Annotated in this window: 20 protein-coding genes; 17 read left to right on the forward strand and 3 right to left on the reverse strand. The window is 65.5% G+C overall.

Annotated elements, in window-relative coordinates:
- The first annotated feature begins 18 nt into the window (after positions 1–18).
- From rpsN to CNR27_RS06330, 15 genes are all read left to right on the forward strand, one after another.
- Entirely contained in the window at positions 19–324 is a 306-nt protein-coding gene (rpsN, locus tag CNR27_RS06260; RefSeq protein ID WP_096297418.1) for a 30S ribosomal protein S14, read from the forward strand.
- A gap of 147 nt (positions 325–471) precedes the next feature.
- Positions 472–867, forward strand: coding sequence for a 30S ribosomal protein S8 (gene rpsH, locus CNR27_RS06265; RefSeq protein ID WP_096297419.1), 396 nt, complete (start codon positions 472–474; stop codon positions 865–867).
- Positions 868–882: 15 nt separating this feature from the next.
- On the forward strand, positions 883–1,410 hold the full coding sequence (gene rplF, locus CNR27_RS06270; protein ID WP_096297420.1) for a 50S ribosomal protein L6: 528 nt from the start codon (positions 883–885) through the stop codon (positions 1,408–1,410).
- Between the two features lie 29 nt (positions 1,411–1,439).
- Positions 1,440–1,796 (forward strand): 50S ribosomal protein L18, encoded by a 357-nt coding sequence (gene rplR, locus CNR27_RS06275; RefSeq protein WP_096297421.1) that lies wholly within the window; start codon positions 1,440–1,442, stop codon positions 1,794–1,796.
- Between the two features lie 167 nt (positions 1,797–1,963).
- Entirely contained in the window at positions 1,964–2,503 is a 540-nt protein-coding gene (gene rpsE, locus CNR27_RS06280) for a 30S ribosomal protein S5 (protein ID WP_096297422.1), read from the forward strand.
- Positions 2,496–2,693 carry a 50S ribosomal protein L30 gene (rpmD, locus tag CNR27_RS06285; protein ID WP_096297423.1) on the forward strand — a complete coding sequence of 66 codons (198 nt, stop codon included), beginning with the start codon at positions 2,496–2,498 and terminating at the stop codon, positions 2,691–2,693. Before rpsE ends, rpmD begins: the two co-directional genes overlap by 8 nt.
- Positions 2,694–2,697: 4 nt before the next feature.
- Complete coding sequence (rplO, locus tag CNR27_RS06290; RefSeq protein ID WP_096297424.1) at positions 2,698–3,132, forward strand: 50S ribosomal protein L15; 435 nt, start codon at positions 2,698–2,700, stop codon at positions 3,130–3,132.
- A gap of 5 nt (positions 3,133–3,137) precedes the next feature.
- Complete coding sequence (gene secY / locus CNR27_RS06295; protein WP_096297425.1) at positions 3,138–4,514, forward strand: preprotein translocase subunit SecY; 1,377 nt, start codon at positions 3,138–3,140, stop codon at positions 4,512–4,514.
- A gap of 385 nt (positions 4,515–4,899) precedes the next feature.
- A complete protein-coding gene (rpsM, locus tag CNR27_RS06300; protein ID WP_096297426.1) occupies positions 4,900–5,256 on the forward strand; it encodes a 30S ribosomal protein S13 in 357 nt (118 codons plus the stop codon).
- A 10-nt stretch (positions 5,257–5,266) separates the two neighbouring features.
- Positions 5,267–5,659, forward strand: coding sequence for a 30S ribosomal protein S11 (gene rpsK / locus CNR27_RS06305; protein ID WP_096297427.1), 393 nt, complete (start codon positions 5,267–5,269; stop codon positions 5,657–5,659).
- Between the two features lie 15 nt (positions 5,660–5,674).
- Positions 5,675–6,310 (forward strand): 30S ribosomal protein S4, encoded by a 636-nt coding sequence (gene rpsD / locus CNR27_RS06310; RefSeq protein ID WP_096297428.1) that lies wholly within the window; start codon positions 5,675–5,677, stop codon positions 6,308–6,310.
- Positions 6,311–6,365: 55 nt separating this feature from the next.
- Complete coding sequence (locus tag CNR27_RS06315) at positions 6,366–7,364, forward strand: DNA-directed RNA polymerase subunit alpha (RefSeq protein ID WP_096297429.1); 999 nt, start codon at positions 6,366–6,368, stop codon at positions 7,362–7,364.
- Positions 7,365–7,546: 182 nt separating this feature from the next.
- Complete coding sequence (rplQ, locus tag CNR27_RS06320; protein WP_096297430.1) at positions 7,547–7,930, forward strand: 50S ribosomal protein L17; 384 nt, start codon at positions 7,547–7,549, stop codon at positions 7,928–7,930.
- A 124-nt stretch (positions 7,931–8,054) separates the two neighbouring features.
- Complete coding sequence (locus CNR27_RS06325; protein WP_096297431.1) at positions 8,055–8,573, forward strand: disulfide bond formation protein B; 519 nt, start codon at positions 8,055–8,057, stop codon at positions 8,571–8,573.
- A 47-nt stretch (positions 8,574–8,620) separates the two neighbouring features.
- Positions 8,621–10,021, forward strand: coding sequence for a class II 3-deoxy-7-phosphoheptulonate synthase (locus CNR27_RS06330; RefSeq protein ID WP_179948223.1), 1,401 nt, complete (start codon positions 8,621–8,623; stop codon positions 10,019–10,021).
- 231 nt (positions 10,022–10,252) lie between these two features.
- On the opposite strand, the gene CNR27_RS15225 is transcribed toward CNR27_RS06330, so the two are convergent.
- From CNR27_RS15225 to typA, 3 genes are read right to left on the reverse strand one after another with little or no spacing between them, the layout of a single operon-like run.
- Complete coding sequence (locus tag CNR27_RS15225) at positions 10,253–10,711, reverse strand: DUF2127 domain-containing protein (protein ID WP_157745290.1); 459 nt, start codon at positions 10,709–10,711, stop codon at positions 10,253–10,255.
- A complete protein-coding gene (locus CNR27_RS06340) occupies positions 10,708–11,289 on the reverse strand; it encodes a 2'-5' RNA ligase family protein (RefSeq protein WP_096297434.1) in 582 nt (193 codons plus the stop codon). The genes CNR27_RS15225 and CNR27_RS06340 overlap by 4 nt, the downstream gene beginning before the upstream one ends.
- Complete coding sequence (gene typA / locus CNR27_RS06345; RefSeq protein WP_096297435.1) at positions 11,286–13,115, reverse strand: translational GTPase TypA; 1,830 nt, start codon at positions 13,113–13,115, stop codon at positions 11,286–11,288. The genes CNR27_RS06340 and typA overlap by 4 nt, the downstream gene beginning before the upstream one ends.
- Positions 13,116–13,295: 180 nt before the next feature.
- Here typA and CNR27_RS06350 point away from each other — a divergent pair, with 180 nt between their 5' ends.
- Entirely contained in the window at positions 13,296–13,790 is a 495-nt protein-coding gene (locus CNR27_RS06350; protein WP_096297436.1) for a peptidylprolyl isomerase, read from the forward strand.
- Between the two features lie 135 nt (positions 13,791–13,925).
- A complete protein-coding gene (locus tag CNR27_RS06355; protein WP_096297437.1) occupies positions 13,926–15,125 on the forward strand; it encodes an aminotransferase class I/II-fold pyridoxal phosphate-dependent enzyme in 1,200 nt (399 codons plus the stop codon).
- Positions 15,126–15,177: the final 52 nt, after the last annotated feature.

Below are 15,177 nucleotides of genomic sequence, written 5' to 3' on the forward strand. Positions count from 1 at the left end.
TCCGAAGGCAGAGCATTTATGGCAAAGACGTCCATGATCAATCGCGAGGCCAAGCGCACCAAGCTGGCCAAGCAGCATGCCGAGAAGCGTGCGGCGCTGAAGAAGATCATCAGCAGCCCGACCGCCGGCTACGAAGAAAAGGCCGATGCGGTGATCAAGCTGCAGAAGCTGCCGCGCGATTCGTCGCCGGCCCGTCAGACGACGCGCTGTGCCCTGTCCGGGCGCCCGCGTGGCGTGTACAGCAAGTTCGGCCTCGGCCGCAACATGCTGCGTCAGGCCACGATGCGTGGTGACGTGCCCGGCCTGCGCAAGGCCAGCTGGTAATCCAGGGTCGCGCATTTATACGGGTCTGGCGTTCCGGCGCCGGACCTGTAGAATACCGCCCCTCACGCCACACCCCGTCCGGGTCCGGTCGGGTTCAAAACTAGTGTTCGCGAAAGCGGATATCGGTGCACTCAGAAGGTAATCATCATGAGCATGACTGATCCCATCGCCGACATGCTGGTCCGCATCAGGAATGCGGCAGCGGTCGGTAAGCAGACGGTAAAAATGCCGTCGTCCAAGATCAAGGTCGCGATCGCCAACGTCCTGAAGGACGAGGGTTACATCGGCGAAGCACGCGTGACCGAGAACGGCGCCAAGGCCGAACTCGAGATCGTCCTCAAGTATTACGAAGGCCGCCCGGTGATCGAGCGCCTGCAGCGCTTCTCGCGCTCGGGCCTGCGCCAGTATCGCGGCAAGGATGCGCTGCCGAAGGTTCTCAACGGCATGGGCATCGCCATCATCTCCACGTCGAAAGGCATCATGACCGACGCGCAGGCACGCCAGCAGGGCGTCGGCGGTGAAGTCCTGTGCTTCGTGGCTTAAGGGAGTAAGCGAATAATGTCCCGCGTCGCCAAGAAGCCGATCGCCCTCCCGAAGGGCGTAGAACTCAACATCCAGTCCGAGCTGGTCAGCGTGAAGGGCCCGAAGGGCACCCTCTCGATCACCAAGCCTGCCAACATCGACGTCAAGATCGAAGACGGCAATGCGGTGCTGTCGTCGGAAGATCCTGGGCAGACCCCGCTCACGGGCACCCTGCGTGCGATCGTCGCCAACATGGTCCACGGCGTGTCGACCGGTTTCGAGCGCAAGCTTGAGCTCGTCGGCGTCGGTTACCGTGCAGCGCTCCAGGGCACGGATCTCAACCTCTCGCTGGGCTTTTCGCACCCGGTCGTGTTCCAGGCGCCGGAAGGCATCACCCTGAGCACGCCGACCCAGACCGAGATTCTCGTCCAGGGCGCAGACAAGCAGCTCGTTGGTCAGGTTGCCGCCAAGATCCGCGGGTTCCGTCCGCCGGAGCCGTACAAGGGCAAGGGCGTCAAGTATTCCGACGAAACCATCATTCGCAAGGAAGCCAAGAAGGCCTAAGGCCCATCCGCTTCCCGAGGATCTAGATCATGAGCATCAAGAACAACGCCCGTCTGCGTCGCGCCAAGAGCACCCGTGCGCATATCCGTGTCCTGGGCGTGCCGCGTCTGTCGGTGCTGCGCACCGGCCAGCACATCTACGCCCAGCTGTTCAACGCCGACGGCTCCAAGGTTCTGGCTGCGGCCAGCACCCTGCAGGCCGACGTCAAGGACGGCCTCAAGAACGGCAAGAACAGCGACGCCGCCAGCAAGGTGGGTCGCGCGATCGCCGAGAAGGCCAAGGCTGCAGGTATCGAGAAGGTCGCGTTCGACCGTTCGGGCTACCGCTACCATGGTCGCATCAAGGCGCTCGCAGACGCTGCCCGCGAAGGCGGCCTGCAGTTCTGATTTGTACGTCGTCGATGCGGGGCTTCCGGCCCCGCGTCGCCTGACCTGCCGGCACGGGAAGTGCCGGGCGCCCGCGGCCTTCTGTGCCGCGTCAGCGTTCCACCGATCCGCACCCCAACTACAAGCGGCCCGAGCCGTACATCTCTCAACCACTACAGGCATCAACGATGGCAAACGAAAGGGAAAACCGCGGGCGCGACCGCAATCGCGACCGTGAGGAACTCGACGACGGCATGATCGAGAAGCTGATCACGGTCAACCGCGTCAGCAAGACCGTCAAGGGCGGTCGCCAGTTCACCTTCACCGCGCTGACGGTCGTCGGCGACGGTAACGGCAAGGTCGGTTTCGGTTACGGCAAGGCGCGCGAAGTGCCGGTCGCGATCCAGAAGTCGATGGAGCAGGCCCGCAAGAACCAGAAGGCTGTCGATCTCAACGGCAGCACGCTGTGGCACACCGTCAAGTCGCGTCATGGCGCGGCAAACGTGTTCATGCAGCCCGCGTCCGAGGGTACCGGCGTGATCGCCGGTGGCGCGATGCGCGCCGTGCTCGAGGCCGTCGGCGTCAAGGACGTGCTGGCGAAGGCGGTGGGCTCGCGCAATCCGATCAACCTGGTGCGCGCCACGATCCGCGGCCTCAACGAAATGCACTCGCCGGCGCAGATCGCTGCCAAGCGCGGCAAGAAGCTGGAGGACATTGGGCATGGCTAATAACGAGAACACTGGCGGCACCGTCAAGGTGCGCCTGGTCAAGGGCATGCGTGGCTCGCAGGCCAAGCACCGCCTGTCGGTGCGTGCGCTGGGCCTCAACAAGCTCAACGACGTGCGCGAACTGAAGGACAGCCCGCAGGTCCGTGGCCTGATCAACAAGGTCCACTATCTGGTCCGGGTCGAGGAGTAATCGAATGAAGCTCAACACACTCAAGCCCGCACAGGGCGCCCGCACCGAGCGTACGCGCGTCGGTCGCGGTATCGGTTCGGGCCTGGGCAAGACCGCCGGTCGCGGCCACAAGGGCTCGTTCGCGCGCTCGGGCAAGGGCAAGATCAAGGCCGGCTTCGAAGGCGGCCAGATGCCGCTGCGTAAGCGTCTGCCGAAGGTCGGCTTCCGCTCGAAGCTCAAGCTGGACGTCGCCGAAGTGATGCTCTACCAGCTCGACAAGCTCGATGGCGACATCGACTTCGCCGCGCTGCGTGCCGCCAAGCTGGTGCCCAGCACCGCCAAGCGCGCAAAGATCGTCAAGAAGGGCGAGATCAGCAAGAAGCTCGTGCTGAAGGGCATCCTGGCGACTGCTGGCGCCCGTGAGGCGATCGAAGCCGCTGGCGGCAAGGTCGAGGAGTAAGCCGGATGTCGCGTAGCGGCAGCGCAATGGGCGGCGTCGGCGCCGGGCTCGGTAAGTTTACCGAGCTCCGCCAGCGCCTGCTGTTCGTGCTCGGGGCGTTGATCGTCTACCGCATCGGGTGCTTCATCCCGGTGCCGGGCGTCAATCCCGAGGCCATGCTGCAGCTGATGGAGCAGCAGCAAGGCACCATCGTGGACATGTTCAACATGTTCTCCGGCGGCGCCCTGTCGCGGTTCAGCCTGTTCGCGTTGAACGTGATTCCGTACATCTCCGCGTCGATCGTCATGCAGCTGCTCGTGCAGGTCGTGCCGAGCCTGAAGGCCATCCAGAAGGAAGGCGAATCAGGACGCCGCCGGATCACCCAGTGGTCGCGCATCGGCGCGATCCCGCTGGCGGTGTTCCAGTCGGCGGGTATCGCGGTGGCGCTGCAGAGCTCGGGTGCCAACAACGGTATTCCGGTCGTCTACGCACCGGGCATGGGCTTCGTGCTGACCGCGATCATCGCGCTCACCGCCGGCACGATGTTCCTGGTGTGGCTGGGCGAGCAGGTGACGGAGCGGGGCATCGGCAACGGTATCTCGCTGATCATCTTCGCCGGCATCGTGGCGGGTCTTCCGGGCGCCGTTCTGGGCACGTTCGATTCGTTGCGCAACGGCGACATGAGCCCGATCGCGGCGATCCTGCTGGTGCTGGTGGTGCTGGCGGCGACGTTCTTCGTGGTGTTCGTGGAGCGTGGTCAGCGTCGGATCACGGTCAATTACGCGCGCCGTCAAGGCGGTCGCAACGCGTACATGAACCAGAGCTCGTTCCTGCCGCTTAAGCTCAACATGGCGGGCGTGATTCCGGCGATCTTTGCATCGTCGATCATCATGTTCCCGGCGACGGTGACCACCTGGTTTGGCGAGGCGACCTCGTCCAGCGGCTGGCAACAGGCATTGCAGCGGATGGCGCAGGCGATTTCGCCGGGCGAGCCGCTGTACGTACTGCTGTTCGGTGGCCTGATTGCCGGCTTTGCGTTCTTCTACACGGCGCTGGTGTTCAACAGCCAGGAAACGGCGGACAACCTCAAGAAGTCGGGCGCGCTGATTCCGGGCATCCGCCCGGGCAAGGCTACGGCTGACTACATCGACGGCGTGCTGACCCGCCTCACGGCGGTCGGTGCGGCCTATCTGGTGCTGGTCTGTTTGCTGCCCGAGTTCATGCGTGCCGAGTTCGGCAGCTCCTTCTACTTCGGTGGCACGTCGCTGCTGATCGTGGTGGTGGTGGTCATGGACTTCATCGCCCAGGTCCAGTCACACCTCATGTCGCATCAGTACGAAAGCCTGCTGAAGAAGGCGAACCTGAAGGGTTCGCGCAGCGGCGGTGGCCTGAGCGGCCGCTGACTGAATACGCCGGACGGCCGCAAGGCGTCCGGCATGGTTCTCGCGGCTCGGGTACTCCCCCAGCCGCACCGCATCGCCCGGCCGGGCGATGCATGAAGTCCGGACCAACGCGCCGGACTTCAGATGGGCGACTCGCGCGGCGGTCTCGTGCGCGGGTGGTACCGGGACATCCGTGCGCCAGAGTAGCGCGCGGGGCAGGCGAGGGAATCGATCCCCGAATCTGCCACCCCGATACTGTCGCCGGAGCATGGGCACGCTCCCCATGCCGGGTCTTCTGGCGCCTTGGCGCCGTGGACTTCCCGTAAGTACGAGGCCCTGTTATCATTTCTTGTTCCCTTTTGCCAGGACTGAACCCCTGGCAGCCAAACCAGTTGGAGATCCGCGCATGGCGCGTATTGCAGGTGTGAACCTGCCTGCCCAGAAGCATGTCTGGGTCGGGCTTCAGAGCATCTACGGCATCGGCCGTACCCGATCGAAGAAGGTCTGCGAAGCCGCAGGCGTTGAATCGAACACCAAGATCCGCGACCTGTCGGAGCCGGAAGTCGAGCGCTTGCGTTCGGAAGTCGGCAAGTACGTGGTCGAAGGCGACCTTCGCCGCGAAATCGGCATGGCCATCAAGCGTCTGATGGACCTGTCGTGCTACCGCGGCCTGCGTCACCGTCGTGGTCTCCCGCTGCGTGGCCAGCGCACCCGGACCAATGCACGCACCCGCAAGGGTCCGCGCAAGGCCATCAGGAAGTAAGGAATAGACCATGGCCAAGCCCGCAGCAACCAAGACCAAGAAGAAGATCAAGCGCGTCGTCACCGACGGCATCGCGCATGTCCACGCTTCGTTCAACAACACGATCATCACGATCACCGACCGCCAGGGCAACGCGCTCTCGTGGGCGACTTCGGGCGGTGCCGGTTTCCGCGGCTCGCGCAAGTCGACCCCGTTCGCAGCCCAGGTCGCCGCCGAGAAGGCCGGCAAGGCCGCCCTCGACTACGGCGTCAAGTCGCTGGAAGTCCGCATCAAGGGCCCGGGACCGGGTCGTGAGTCGGCCGTGCGCTCGCTGAACAACGTGGGCTACAAGATCATCAACATCATCGACGTGACGCCCATCCCGCACAACGGATGCCGCCCGCCGAAGAAGCGTCGCGTCTAAAGGAGCGATAAAGAAATGGCTCGTTACATCGGTCCTACCTGTAAGCTCGCGCGCCGCGAAGGCGCCGACCTCTCCCTCAAGAGCCCGACCCGCGCGCTCGACTCGAAGTGCAAGCTGGAGCAGAAGCCCGGCCAGCACGGTGCCGGTACCGGCGCGCGTCGCAGCAAGCTGTCCGACTACGCCACCCAGCTTCGCGAGAAGCAGAAGGTCAAGCGTACGTACGGTCTGCTCGAGCGGCAGTTCCGCAACTACTACAAGAAGGCGTCGAACAAGAAGGGCAACACGGGTGAAAACCTGCTGCAGCTCCTCGAAACCCGCCTCGACAACGTCATCTACCGCATGGGCTTTGCGGTGACCCGTCCGGCCGCGCGCCAGCTGGTCTCCCATCGCGGCGTCACGGTCAACGGCCAGTCCGTCAACCTGCCGTCCTACCAGGTCAAGGCGGGCGACGCGATTGCGCTGTCCGAGAAGGCGCAGAAGCAGCTCCGCGTGCAGGAAGCGCTGACCGTATGGTCGACGATGGACCTGGCGCCGTCGTGGGTCGAAGTCGACTCCAAGGCGTTCAGTGGTGTCTTCAAGGCCGTTCCGGATCGTGGTGATCTGCCGGCAGATATCAACGAAGCGCTGATCGTCGAGCTGTACTCGAAGTAATTCAACCAGGTACCGCCGCGTGACAAGCGCGGCGGTCCTCAGGAGACACACACACATGACGGCTACCGCCAACCAGGTCCTGCGTCCTCGCGGCCCGCAGATCGAACGCCTCGCCGGCAACCGTGCGAAGGTCGTGATCGAGCCGCTGGAGCGCGGGTACGGGCACACGCTGGGCAATGCCCTGCGTCGCGTGCTCCTGTCGTCGATTCCGGGCTTCGCGATCACCGAAGTCGAGATCGACGGCGTGCTGCACGAGTACAGCACCATCGAGGGCCTGCAGGAAGACGTGCTGGAAGTCCTGCTCAACCTCAAGGACGTCGCCATCCGCATGGGGACCGGCGAAAGCGCCACGCTGTCGCTGTCGAAGTCGGGTCCGGGCGTCGTGACTGCTGCCGACATCAAGACCGACCACAACGTCGAGGTCCTCAACGGCGAGCACATCATCTGCCACCTGACCAAGGACGCGTCGATCAACATGCGTCTGAAGATCGAGCGTGGCTTCGGTTACCAGCCGGCCTCGGCCCGTCGCCGTCCGGATGAAGAAACCCGCGTCATCGGCCGTCTGATGCTTGACGCGTCGTTCTCGCCCGTGCGCCGCGTGGCGTACGAAGTCGAAGCGGCCCGCGTCGAACAGCGCACCGACCTCGACAAGCTGGTGCTCGACATCGAGACCAACGGCACGATCGATGCCGAGGAAGCCGTGCGCACCGCCGCCGACATCCTCACCGACCAGCTGTCGGTGTTCGGCGACTTCACGCACCGCGACCGCGGCGCAGCGAAGCCGCAGACCCCGGGCGTCGACCCGATCCTGCTGCGTCCGATCGATGATCTCGAGCTGACGGTGCGTTCGGCCAACTGCCTCAAGGCCGAGAGCATCTACTACATCGGCGACCTGATCCAGAAGACCGAAGTCGAGCTGCTCAAGACCCCGAACCTCGGCAAGAAGTCGCTGACCGAGATCAAGGAAGTCCTCGCGCAGCGTGGCCTTGCCCTGGGCATGAAGCTGGAGAACTGGCCGCCGGTCGGCGTCTCCGCGCACGGCATGCTCGGCTGATATACCCGGAAGGCGTGCCCGAGGGCGCGCCTTCCGACCATCGTGAGACAGGCCTCGAGGCCTGCCACGATCGCCGGTGAAGGACAACCGGTTCCGGACCATCCGCAGTCCAAGTTGCAACGCCAGGACGGCGACAGCGATCCACACAGACCCATCATTCCAAGCCTGAAGGATTCAATCCCATGCGCCACCAGAAAGCCGGTCGCAAGTTCAACCGCACGAGCGCCCATCGCGAAGCGATGTTCCGCAACATGGCCGCCTCGCTGATCAAGAGCGAGCTGATCAAGACCACCCTGCCCAAGGCCAAGGAACTGCGCCGCGTCGCAGAGCCGCTGATCACCATGGGCAAGGTCGACAGCGTCGCCAATCGCCGTCTCGCCTTCGCGCGCCTGCGCGACAAGGAAGCCGTGGGCACCCTGTTCACCACGCTTGGCCCGCGCTACGCCGCGCGTCCGGGTGGCTATCTGCGCATCCTCAAGTGCGGCTTCCGCGCTGGTGACAATGCGCCGATGGCGTATGTCGAGCTGGTCGACCGCCCGCAGGCGTCGGCAGTCGACGCCGAGTAATCCCGCGAGCGGGCCTGCGCCCACGCGCAGGCCGATCGTATGGAACGGAAGCCCGGCCAATGCCGGGCTTTTTGTTTGTGCGGCCCGGCACGATAATCGGTATGTCCCCGCCTCCGGTATCTCCATGAATCCTCTTCGCTGGTCGTTCCGTGCGCTGATGCTCGGCGGCGCCGTGCTGTGTTTCGCGTTGATCGGATTCGCCATCTATTCCCAGCTGCAGTGGGGTCTCGAGCCCTGTCCGCTGTGCATCTTCCAGCGCCTCGCATTTGCCGCCCTGGGTGTCGTGATGCTCGTCGCCGGCCTGCACGCGCCGCGTGGCAGCGGTGCGCGGGCCACGTATGGCCTGCTGGCCTTTGCTGCGGCGGCGGTCGGTGTGGGGATCGCCGGGCGCCATGTCTGGCTGCAGATGCATCCGCCCGGGTTCGTGACCTGCGGCGCGCCGTTCGCCTTCATGCGCGAGACCCTCGATACGCCGACGCTGATCAAGCGCGTCCTGACCGGTTCAGGCGACTGCGGCACCATCGATTGGACCTTCCTCGGCCTGTCGATGCCGGCGTGGAGCCTGCTGTGGTTCGTGCTCCTCGGGGCTGTGGCGCTGTACGCGGGCTTGCGCAGTGGGCGGCGGGGACGGTCGCGAAATTGACGCAGAGCAGCAACCTGCGATGATGACGACCCGCTAGAGGAACGCCCATGCAGTCGTCGCCCGCCCCATCCGTGATGCATCCGGTACACGTGCCCGAAGACTGGCAGCCGGAGAGTTGGCGCGCGTACCCGGCGACGCAGCTGCCGACGTACCCGGATCCCGTGGCGCTCGCGGGCGTCCAGGAAGAGTTGCGGGCACTGCCGCCGCTGGTGACGTCGTGGGAGATCCAGAGCCTCAAGCAGCAGCTGGCCGATGCCCAGGAAGGCCGGCGGTTCCTGCTGCAGGGTGGCGACTGCGCGGAGAATTTCGGCGACTGCACCTCCGACGTGATCTCCAACCGGCTGAAGGTGCTGTTGCAGATGAGCCTGGTGCTCGTGCATGGCATGCGTCTGCCGGTGGTGCGCGTAGGGCGATTTGCCGGCCAGTACGCCAAGCCGCGCTCCGCCGATACCGAAACCCGTGATGGCGTGACCCTGCCGTGCTATCGCGGTGACGTGGTCAACGCGCCGGCATTCACGGCGGAGGCGCGGATCCCGGATCCCAGGCGGATGGTCAAGGCGCACGCGCGCTCGGCGATGACGATGAATTTCGTGCGCTCGCTGATCGACGGTGGCTTCGCCGACCTGCACCACCCCGAATACTGGGGTCTGGGCTGGGTGGGGGAATCGCCTCTGGCCGAGGAGTACCAGCGGATGGTGTCGGGGCTTGGCGACGCCGTGCGCTTCATGGAGACGCTGGCCGGCACCCAGGTCCACAACCTCAACCGCGTCGATTTCTATACCTCGCACGAGGCCTTGCTGCTGCCCTACGAAGAAGCGCAGACGCGGCAGGTGCCGCGGCAACGCGGCTGGTTCAACCTCAGCACGCATTTCCCGTGGATCGGTGTGCGCACCGCGGCGCTCGATGGCGCGCACGTCGAGTACTTCCGTGGCATCCGCAATCCGATCGGGGTGAAGGTTGGGCCCACGTCGACCGCCGACGCGCTGCTGCGCCTGATCGACGTGCTCAATCCCGACGACGAGCCGGGCCGACTGAGCCTGATCCATCGCATGGGGGCGACCCAGATCGCGTCGCGCCTCCCGGCGCTGCTCGAGGCGGTGCAACGCTCAGGGCGCAGGGTGTTGTGGATCTGCGATCCCATGCATGGCAATACCGAGTCGACGAGCAACGGTTACAAGACCCGCCGTTTCGACAATATCCGCAGCGAGATCGAGCAGGCTTTCGACATTCATGCCGCGGCCGGCACCCGTCTGGGCGGCGTGCACCTCGAGCTCACCGGCGAGGACGTCACCGAGTGCATGGGCGGCGCCCGGGCCCTGACCGAGGTCGATCTGGAGCGCGCGTACAAGAGTTCGGTGGATCCGCGCCTGAACTACGAGCAGGCGCTTGAGACCGCGATGCTGATCGTCCGCAAGCAGGTGCAGGTCGGCGCGCTCGCACGCGCATAAGTGCTGCCGTTGCCGCAGACCCGGGGCGCGCCGGCCGCGTCCCGGTCGTCCGTTGGGCACTGCGAGCGATCGGGTGGCGCCTGCGGGGCCGGACAACTTCCGCTGGAAGGTGTGTGGCCGACGGCGGTCGCTGTCACGCCGGCACCGGTATCGACATCGCCACGGGTTGCTTCGTTGTTCCGGCATGCCGGGCGTTCCGGCCTTGCCGGCGCCGCGCGGCCGGCGCGGCGGTCAAGCAGCGCGCCGGCGTCGGTGGATATCGGCCACGAGCAGCAGGACGACCGCCAGATTGAGCAGGAACACGCCCCAGGTCACCCAGGCCGGGTGCTGCCAGAGGGCATACAGTTCGAAGGGCAGGTAGGCAGCGGTGCCGATCGCGCCGAGCCACGAGGCCCAGGCCCGGCGGCGCCACAGACCCCAGCCCTCGAGCAGCCGCAAGCTGGCGTAGATCGTTGCAATCGCGATCGCCATGTGCACCGTGTGCGGGGTAATCGCATCGAGCAGTGTGGGGCCCGCATTCGGGCGGTGGATGCCCAGGCGGCCCAGTATGGCCGCGATGTCGTGTTGCAGCGCTTCCGGGCCTATGGTTGCGAGTGCCGCCACCACCACCACCGCCAGCCCGCCCTTGGCGAACTCGAACAGCGCGATCCCACGCAGGGCCCGTTCGGAAGCGGATGCAAGGTCGCTCACGGAAACAGCGTCTCCTGATGCGGCGGCGGCGTGGTGCCAGTCAACGGCCACGTGCCCAAGGCCTCGTAACGGCCTCCTGGGTTGAACAGCAGCTCGAAGTGTTCGATCTGGAACATAACACCGGTGCAGTCCACGGCCCCTGGCCAGGCCTGCGCCGGCAGGCCGCGATCGAGGTATGCGAGGGTCAGATGCGGGCGCGTGGTCACTGCCGCCGGCACGATGCCCGCGCGTCGGATCGCATCGCGCGTCGCGTCGCACAAGGCCTGAAGCGAAGGGCAGGGCGCGGGCAGCGCAACGACGGCACCTGAGTGGTGCCAGTAGGCGAGACGCTCGATGGTCCAGGCATGCGGCGGAATCTGGGCCGCCGCGCCGGCGAATGCATCACGCAGGGCCGCAGGCACGCAAGGCGACAACCCGTTGCCGATGTAGCAGAGCGTGACATGCCACTGGTCGGGGCGGCGCAGTTGCAAAGACGGCGCGTCCAATGGACGCGCCGTCTGCAATCGTCGTGACAATGTCGCCAGCGCCGCCCGGCCGTCGGCGGTCGGCCGCCATGCCGGGAACAGCGCCTGGCTCACGCAGCGCGGGAGGCGCGCTTGCGGTCGCTCTCGGTGAGCATCTTCTTGCGCAGGCGGATTTCCTTCGGGGTCACTTCGACAAGCTCGTCGTCCTCGATGAAGTCCAGCGCCTGCTCCAGCGTGTACTTCAGCGCCGGCGTCAGTTTGATCGCATCGTCCTTGCCCGAGGCGCGCACGTTGGTCAGCGGCTTGCCCTTGATGACGTTGACCGTCAGATCGTTGTCCTTGGAGTGGATTCCGACCAGCTGGCCCTCGTACACATGGTCGCCTTCGGCAGCGAACAGGCGGCCACGCTCTTCCAGCGGTCCGAGCGAGTAGGCGGGCGTCATGCCGGGCGCATTGGCGATCATCACGCCGTTGTTGCGCTTGGCGATCGCGCCGGTTTCCTTCGGTCCGTAATGGTCGAACACGTGGAACAGCAGGCCCGAGCCCTGGGTCAGGGTCTTGAATTCGTTCTGGAAGCCGATCAGGCCCCGCGCCGGGATCATGTAGTCCAGGCGCACGCGGCCCTTGCCGTCAGATTCCATGTTCTTGAGCTGGCCTTTACGGGTGCCCAGCTTCTCCATCACGCCGCCCTGGTGGATCTCCTCGACGTCGACCACGAGCTGCTCGACCGGCTCCATCAGCTGCCCGTCGATCTCCTTGACGATGACCTCGGGGCGCGAGACGGCCAGTTCGAAACCTTCGCGGCGCATGTTTTCGATCAGCACCGACAGGTGTAGCTCGCCGCGGCCCGAGACCAGGAACTTGTCGGCGTCGGCGGTCTCCTCGACCTTCAGCGCCACGTTGTGCAGCGTCTCGCGCTCCAGGCGCTCGCGGATCTGGCGGCTGGTGATGAACTTGCCGCCGCTGTGTTCCTTGCTGCCGGCAAACGGCGAGTTGTTGACCTGGAAGGTCATCGAGATCGTCGGTTCGTCGACCGTCAGCGCCGGAAGGGCTTCGGGCGTGTCGAGCTGGCAGACGGTGTCGGAGATGGAGAGATCCTGCACGCCGGCGATCGCGACGATGTCGCCCGCCTGTGCTTCTTCCACTTCCACGCGCTCCAGGCCCAGGAAGCCCAGCACCTGGACCACCTTGCCCTGGCGCTTCTTGCCCTCGCGGTCGACGACGCTGACCGGCTGGTTCTTCTTCAGCTTGCCGCGCTGGATGCGGCCGATGCCGATCAGGCCGACGAAGTTGTTGTAGTCGAGCTGGCTGATGCGCATCTGGAACGGGCCGTCGCGATCCACTTCCGGCGGCGCCACGTGCTGCATGATCGCCTCGTACAGCGGGGTCATGTCGCCCGAACGCGCGGAATCATCGAGGCTGGCGTAGCCGTGCAGCGCCGAGGCGTAGACGATCGGGAAGTCGAGCTGCTCGTTGGTCGCGCCGAGCTTGTCGAACAGATCGAACACCTGGTCGATCACCCAGTCCGGACGTGCGCCGGGGCGGTCGATCTTGTTGACGACGACGATCGGCTTGAAGCCCATCGCGAACGCCTTCTGGGTCACGAAGCGCGTCTGCGGCATCGGGCCGTCCATCGCGTCGACCAGGATCAGCACCGAGTCGACCATCGACAGCACGCGCTCCACCTCGCCGCCGAAGTCGGCATGGCCCGGGGTGTCGACAATGTTGATGCGGTTGCCGTTCCAGTTGATCGCCGTGTTCTTGGCGAGGATCGTGATGCCACGTTCCTTTTCCTGGTCGTTGCTGTCCATCACGCGCTCGGTGAGGACGGTCCGCTCCGAGAGGGTGCCCGACTGCTTGAGCAGGCAATCGACGAGGGTGGTCTTACCGTGGTCGACGTGGGCGACGATGGCGATGTTGCGCAGGCGTTCGATGGACATAGGCAAGGCCGCGCCAGAGTCGAGGACCGGGGCGCGCAAAAGTGAGTAAAAGAGCTGCGAATTATACCGTGTTGCGCCGCCGCATGGAGAAACCGTTCGCGGCGGCTTGAAATCGGGTCCCGAGGCCGCATCTAGCCGGTTCGCCGGCCTCCGGCGGCCTTTTCACTTCTAGGATCCCTCATGTCCCTGAACGCCGTATTCGACACCGACCGTGGCCAGATCACCGTCGAGCTGTTCGCCGACAAGGCCCCGCTCACCGTGGCCAACTTCGTCAACCTGGCCAAGCGTGGGTTCTATGACGGCCTGACTTTCCACCGGGTGATCCCCGATTTCATGATCCAGGGCGGTTGCCCCGAGGGTTCGGGTCGCGGCGGTCCGGGTTACCGGTTCGAGGATGAGACCAACAACGGCGTCAAGCACGAGCGTGGCGTCCTGTCGATGGCCAATGCCGGTCCCAACACCAACGGCAGCCAGTTCTTCATCACCCACATCAAGACCGACTGGCTGGACGGCAAGCACACCGTGTTCGGAAAGGTCACCGAAGGCCTGGACGTGGTCGATGCGGTCAAGCAGGGCGATGTGATCAAGTCGATCAGGATCGAGGGCGATGCCGACGCGGTGCTGGCGGCGAAGGCTGACCGCGTGGCCGAGTGGAACAAGACCCTGGCGGCCTGACGCCGAGTCCGGTTGTCCCGACGCCGCGGCCTGCCGGTCGCGGCGTCGTCATTTGCGGCGCCCGCCGGCCACGCAGCGCGCCTGCTAAAATCGCCGGCTGCCGCAGCCTGCGCGCTGCCCGTTCGGAGGTTCGCAATGCCCCAGCTTGCCAAGCGTACCGGCCGCGCCAGGCCCAGCGCCATCATGCAGGTCGCCCAGAAGGCGAAGCGCCTGAAGGCCGAAGGGCGCGACATCATCAGCTTCTCGATCGGCGTGCCGAATTTTCTGCCCGGTCCGCATGTCTATGCCGCTGCGCGCGAGGCGCTCGATCACGACAGCGGACAGTACGGCAGCAACCGCGGCAGCGATGCGCTGCTTGATGCGTTCATCGGCCATCTCGAACGCCTCGGTCTGCCGGGCTACACCCGAGCGCACTGCGCCAGCGGTATCGGGGCCAAGCATGTCCTCTACACGCTGGCCGAGGTGCTGCTCGACGAGGGCGACGGCTTCGCGTTCGCCACGCCGTATTGGACCACCTACCTCGACATCGCCGAGATCGTCGGCGCCGATATCCAGCTGCTGCCATGCCCGCCCGAGCAGGACTACAAGCTGAGCCCTGCGCAGCTTGATGCCGCGCTGGCCCGCAAGCCCAAGGTCTTCCTGTTCAACAACCCTTCGAACCCGACCGGCATGGTCTACACGCAGGCCGAGATCGCCGCGCTGGCCGAGGTCTTGGTGCGCCATCCCGATACGTGGATCGTCACCGACGACATCTACAACGCGATGGTGTTCGACGGCATCGGCTACCACAACGTGGTCCAGGCGCGGCCGGAACTGCGCGAGCGCACGATCTTCGTGGACTCGCTGTCCAAGACCTATGGCATGCCCGGCTGGCGCGTGGGCCTGCTGGCCGGCCCGGAGCGCGTCGCCACGGCATTTGCGACGCTGAACTCCAACCACATCACCAACGTGCCGGAAGTGGTGACCGCTGCGGCGGTTGCCGCGCTCAATGGCCCACAGGACGTACCCCAGGCCAAATGCGCAGAGTTCCAGGCGCGCCGTGACCTGGTGATGGCAGCGCTGGCGGACATTCCGGGCATCGTCTGCCCGAAGCCGGCCGGCGCGTTCTATGTGTTTCCCGATGTCAGCGTCGCCTTCGGCAAGTCGCATGGCGACATGCCCATCCGCACCGACGTCGACCTGTGCAATGCGCTGCTTGAAGTGAAAGGCGTGGCCTGCGTGCCGGGTTCGGCCTTCGGCGAGCCGCGCGCCCTGCGTATCAGCTACACCTGTCCGGAGGCGCAGCTTGTGCCCGGGCTGGACCGCATCCGCGAGTTCTTCGCGGAGCTGACCTGATCCTCCGCCCTTTGCGGCCCGGATCTTCCCCACCCCCGTGAACGTTCGAACG

The organism is Luteimonas chenhongjianii (genome assembly GCF_002327105.1).
Taxonomy (GTDB): domain Bacteria; phylum Pseudomonadota; class Gammaproteobacteria; order Xanthomonadales; family Xanthomonadaceae; genus Luteimonas; species Luteimonas chenhongjianii.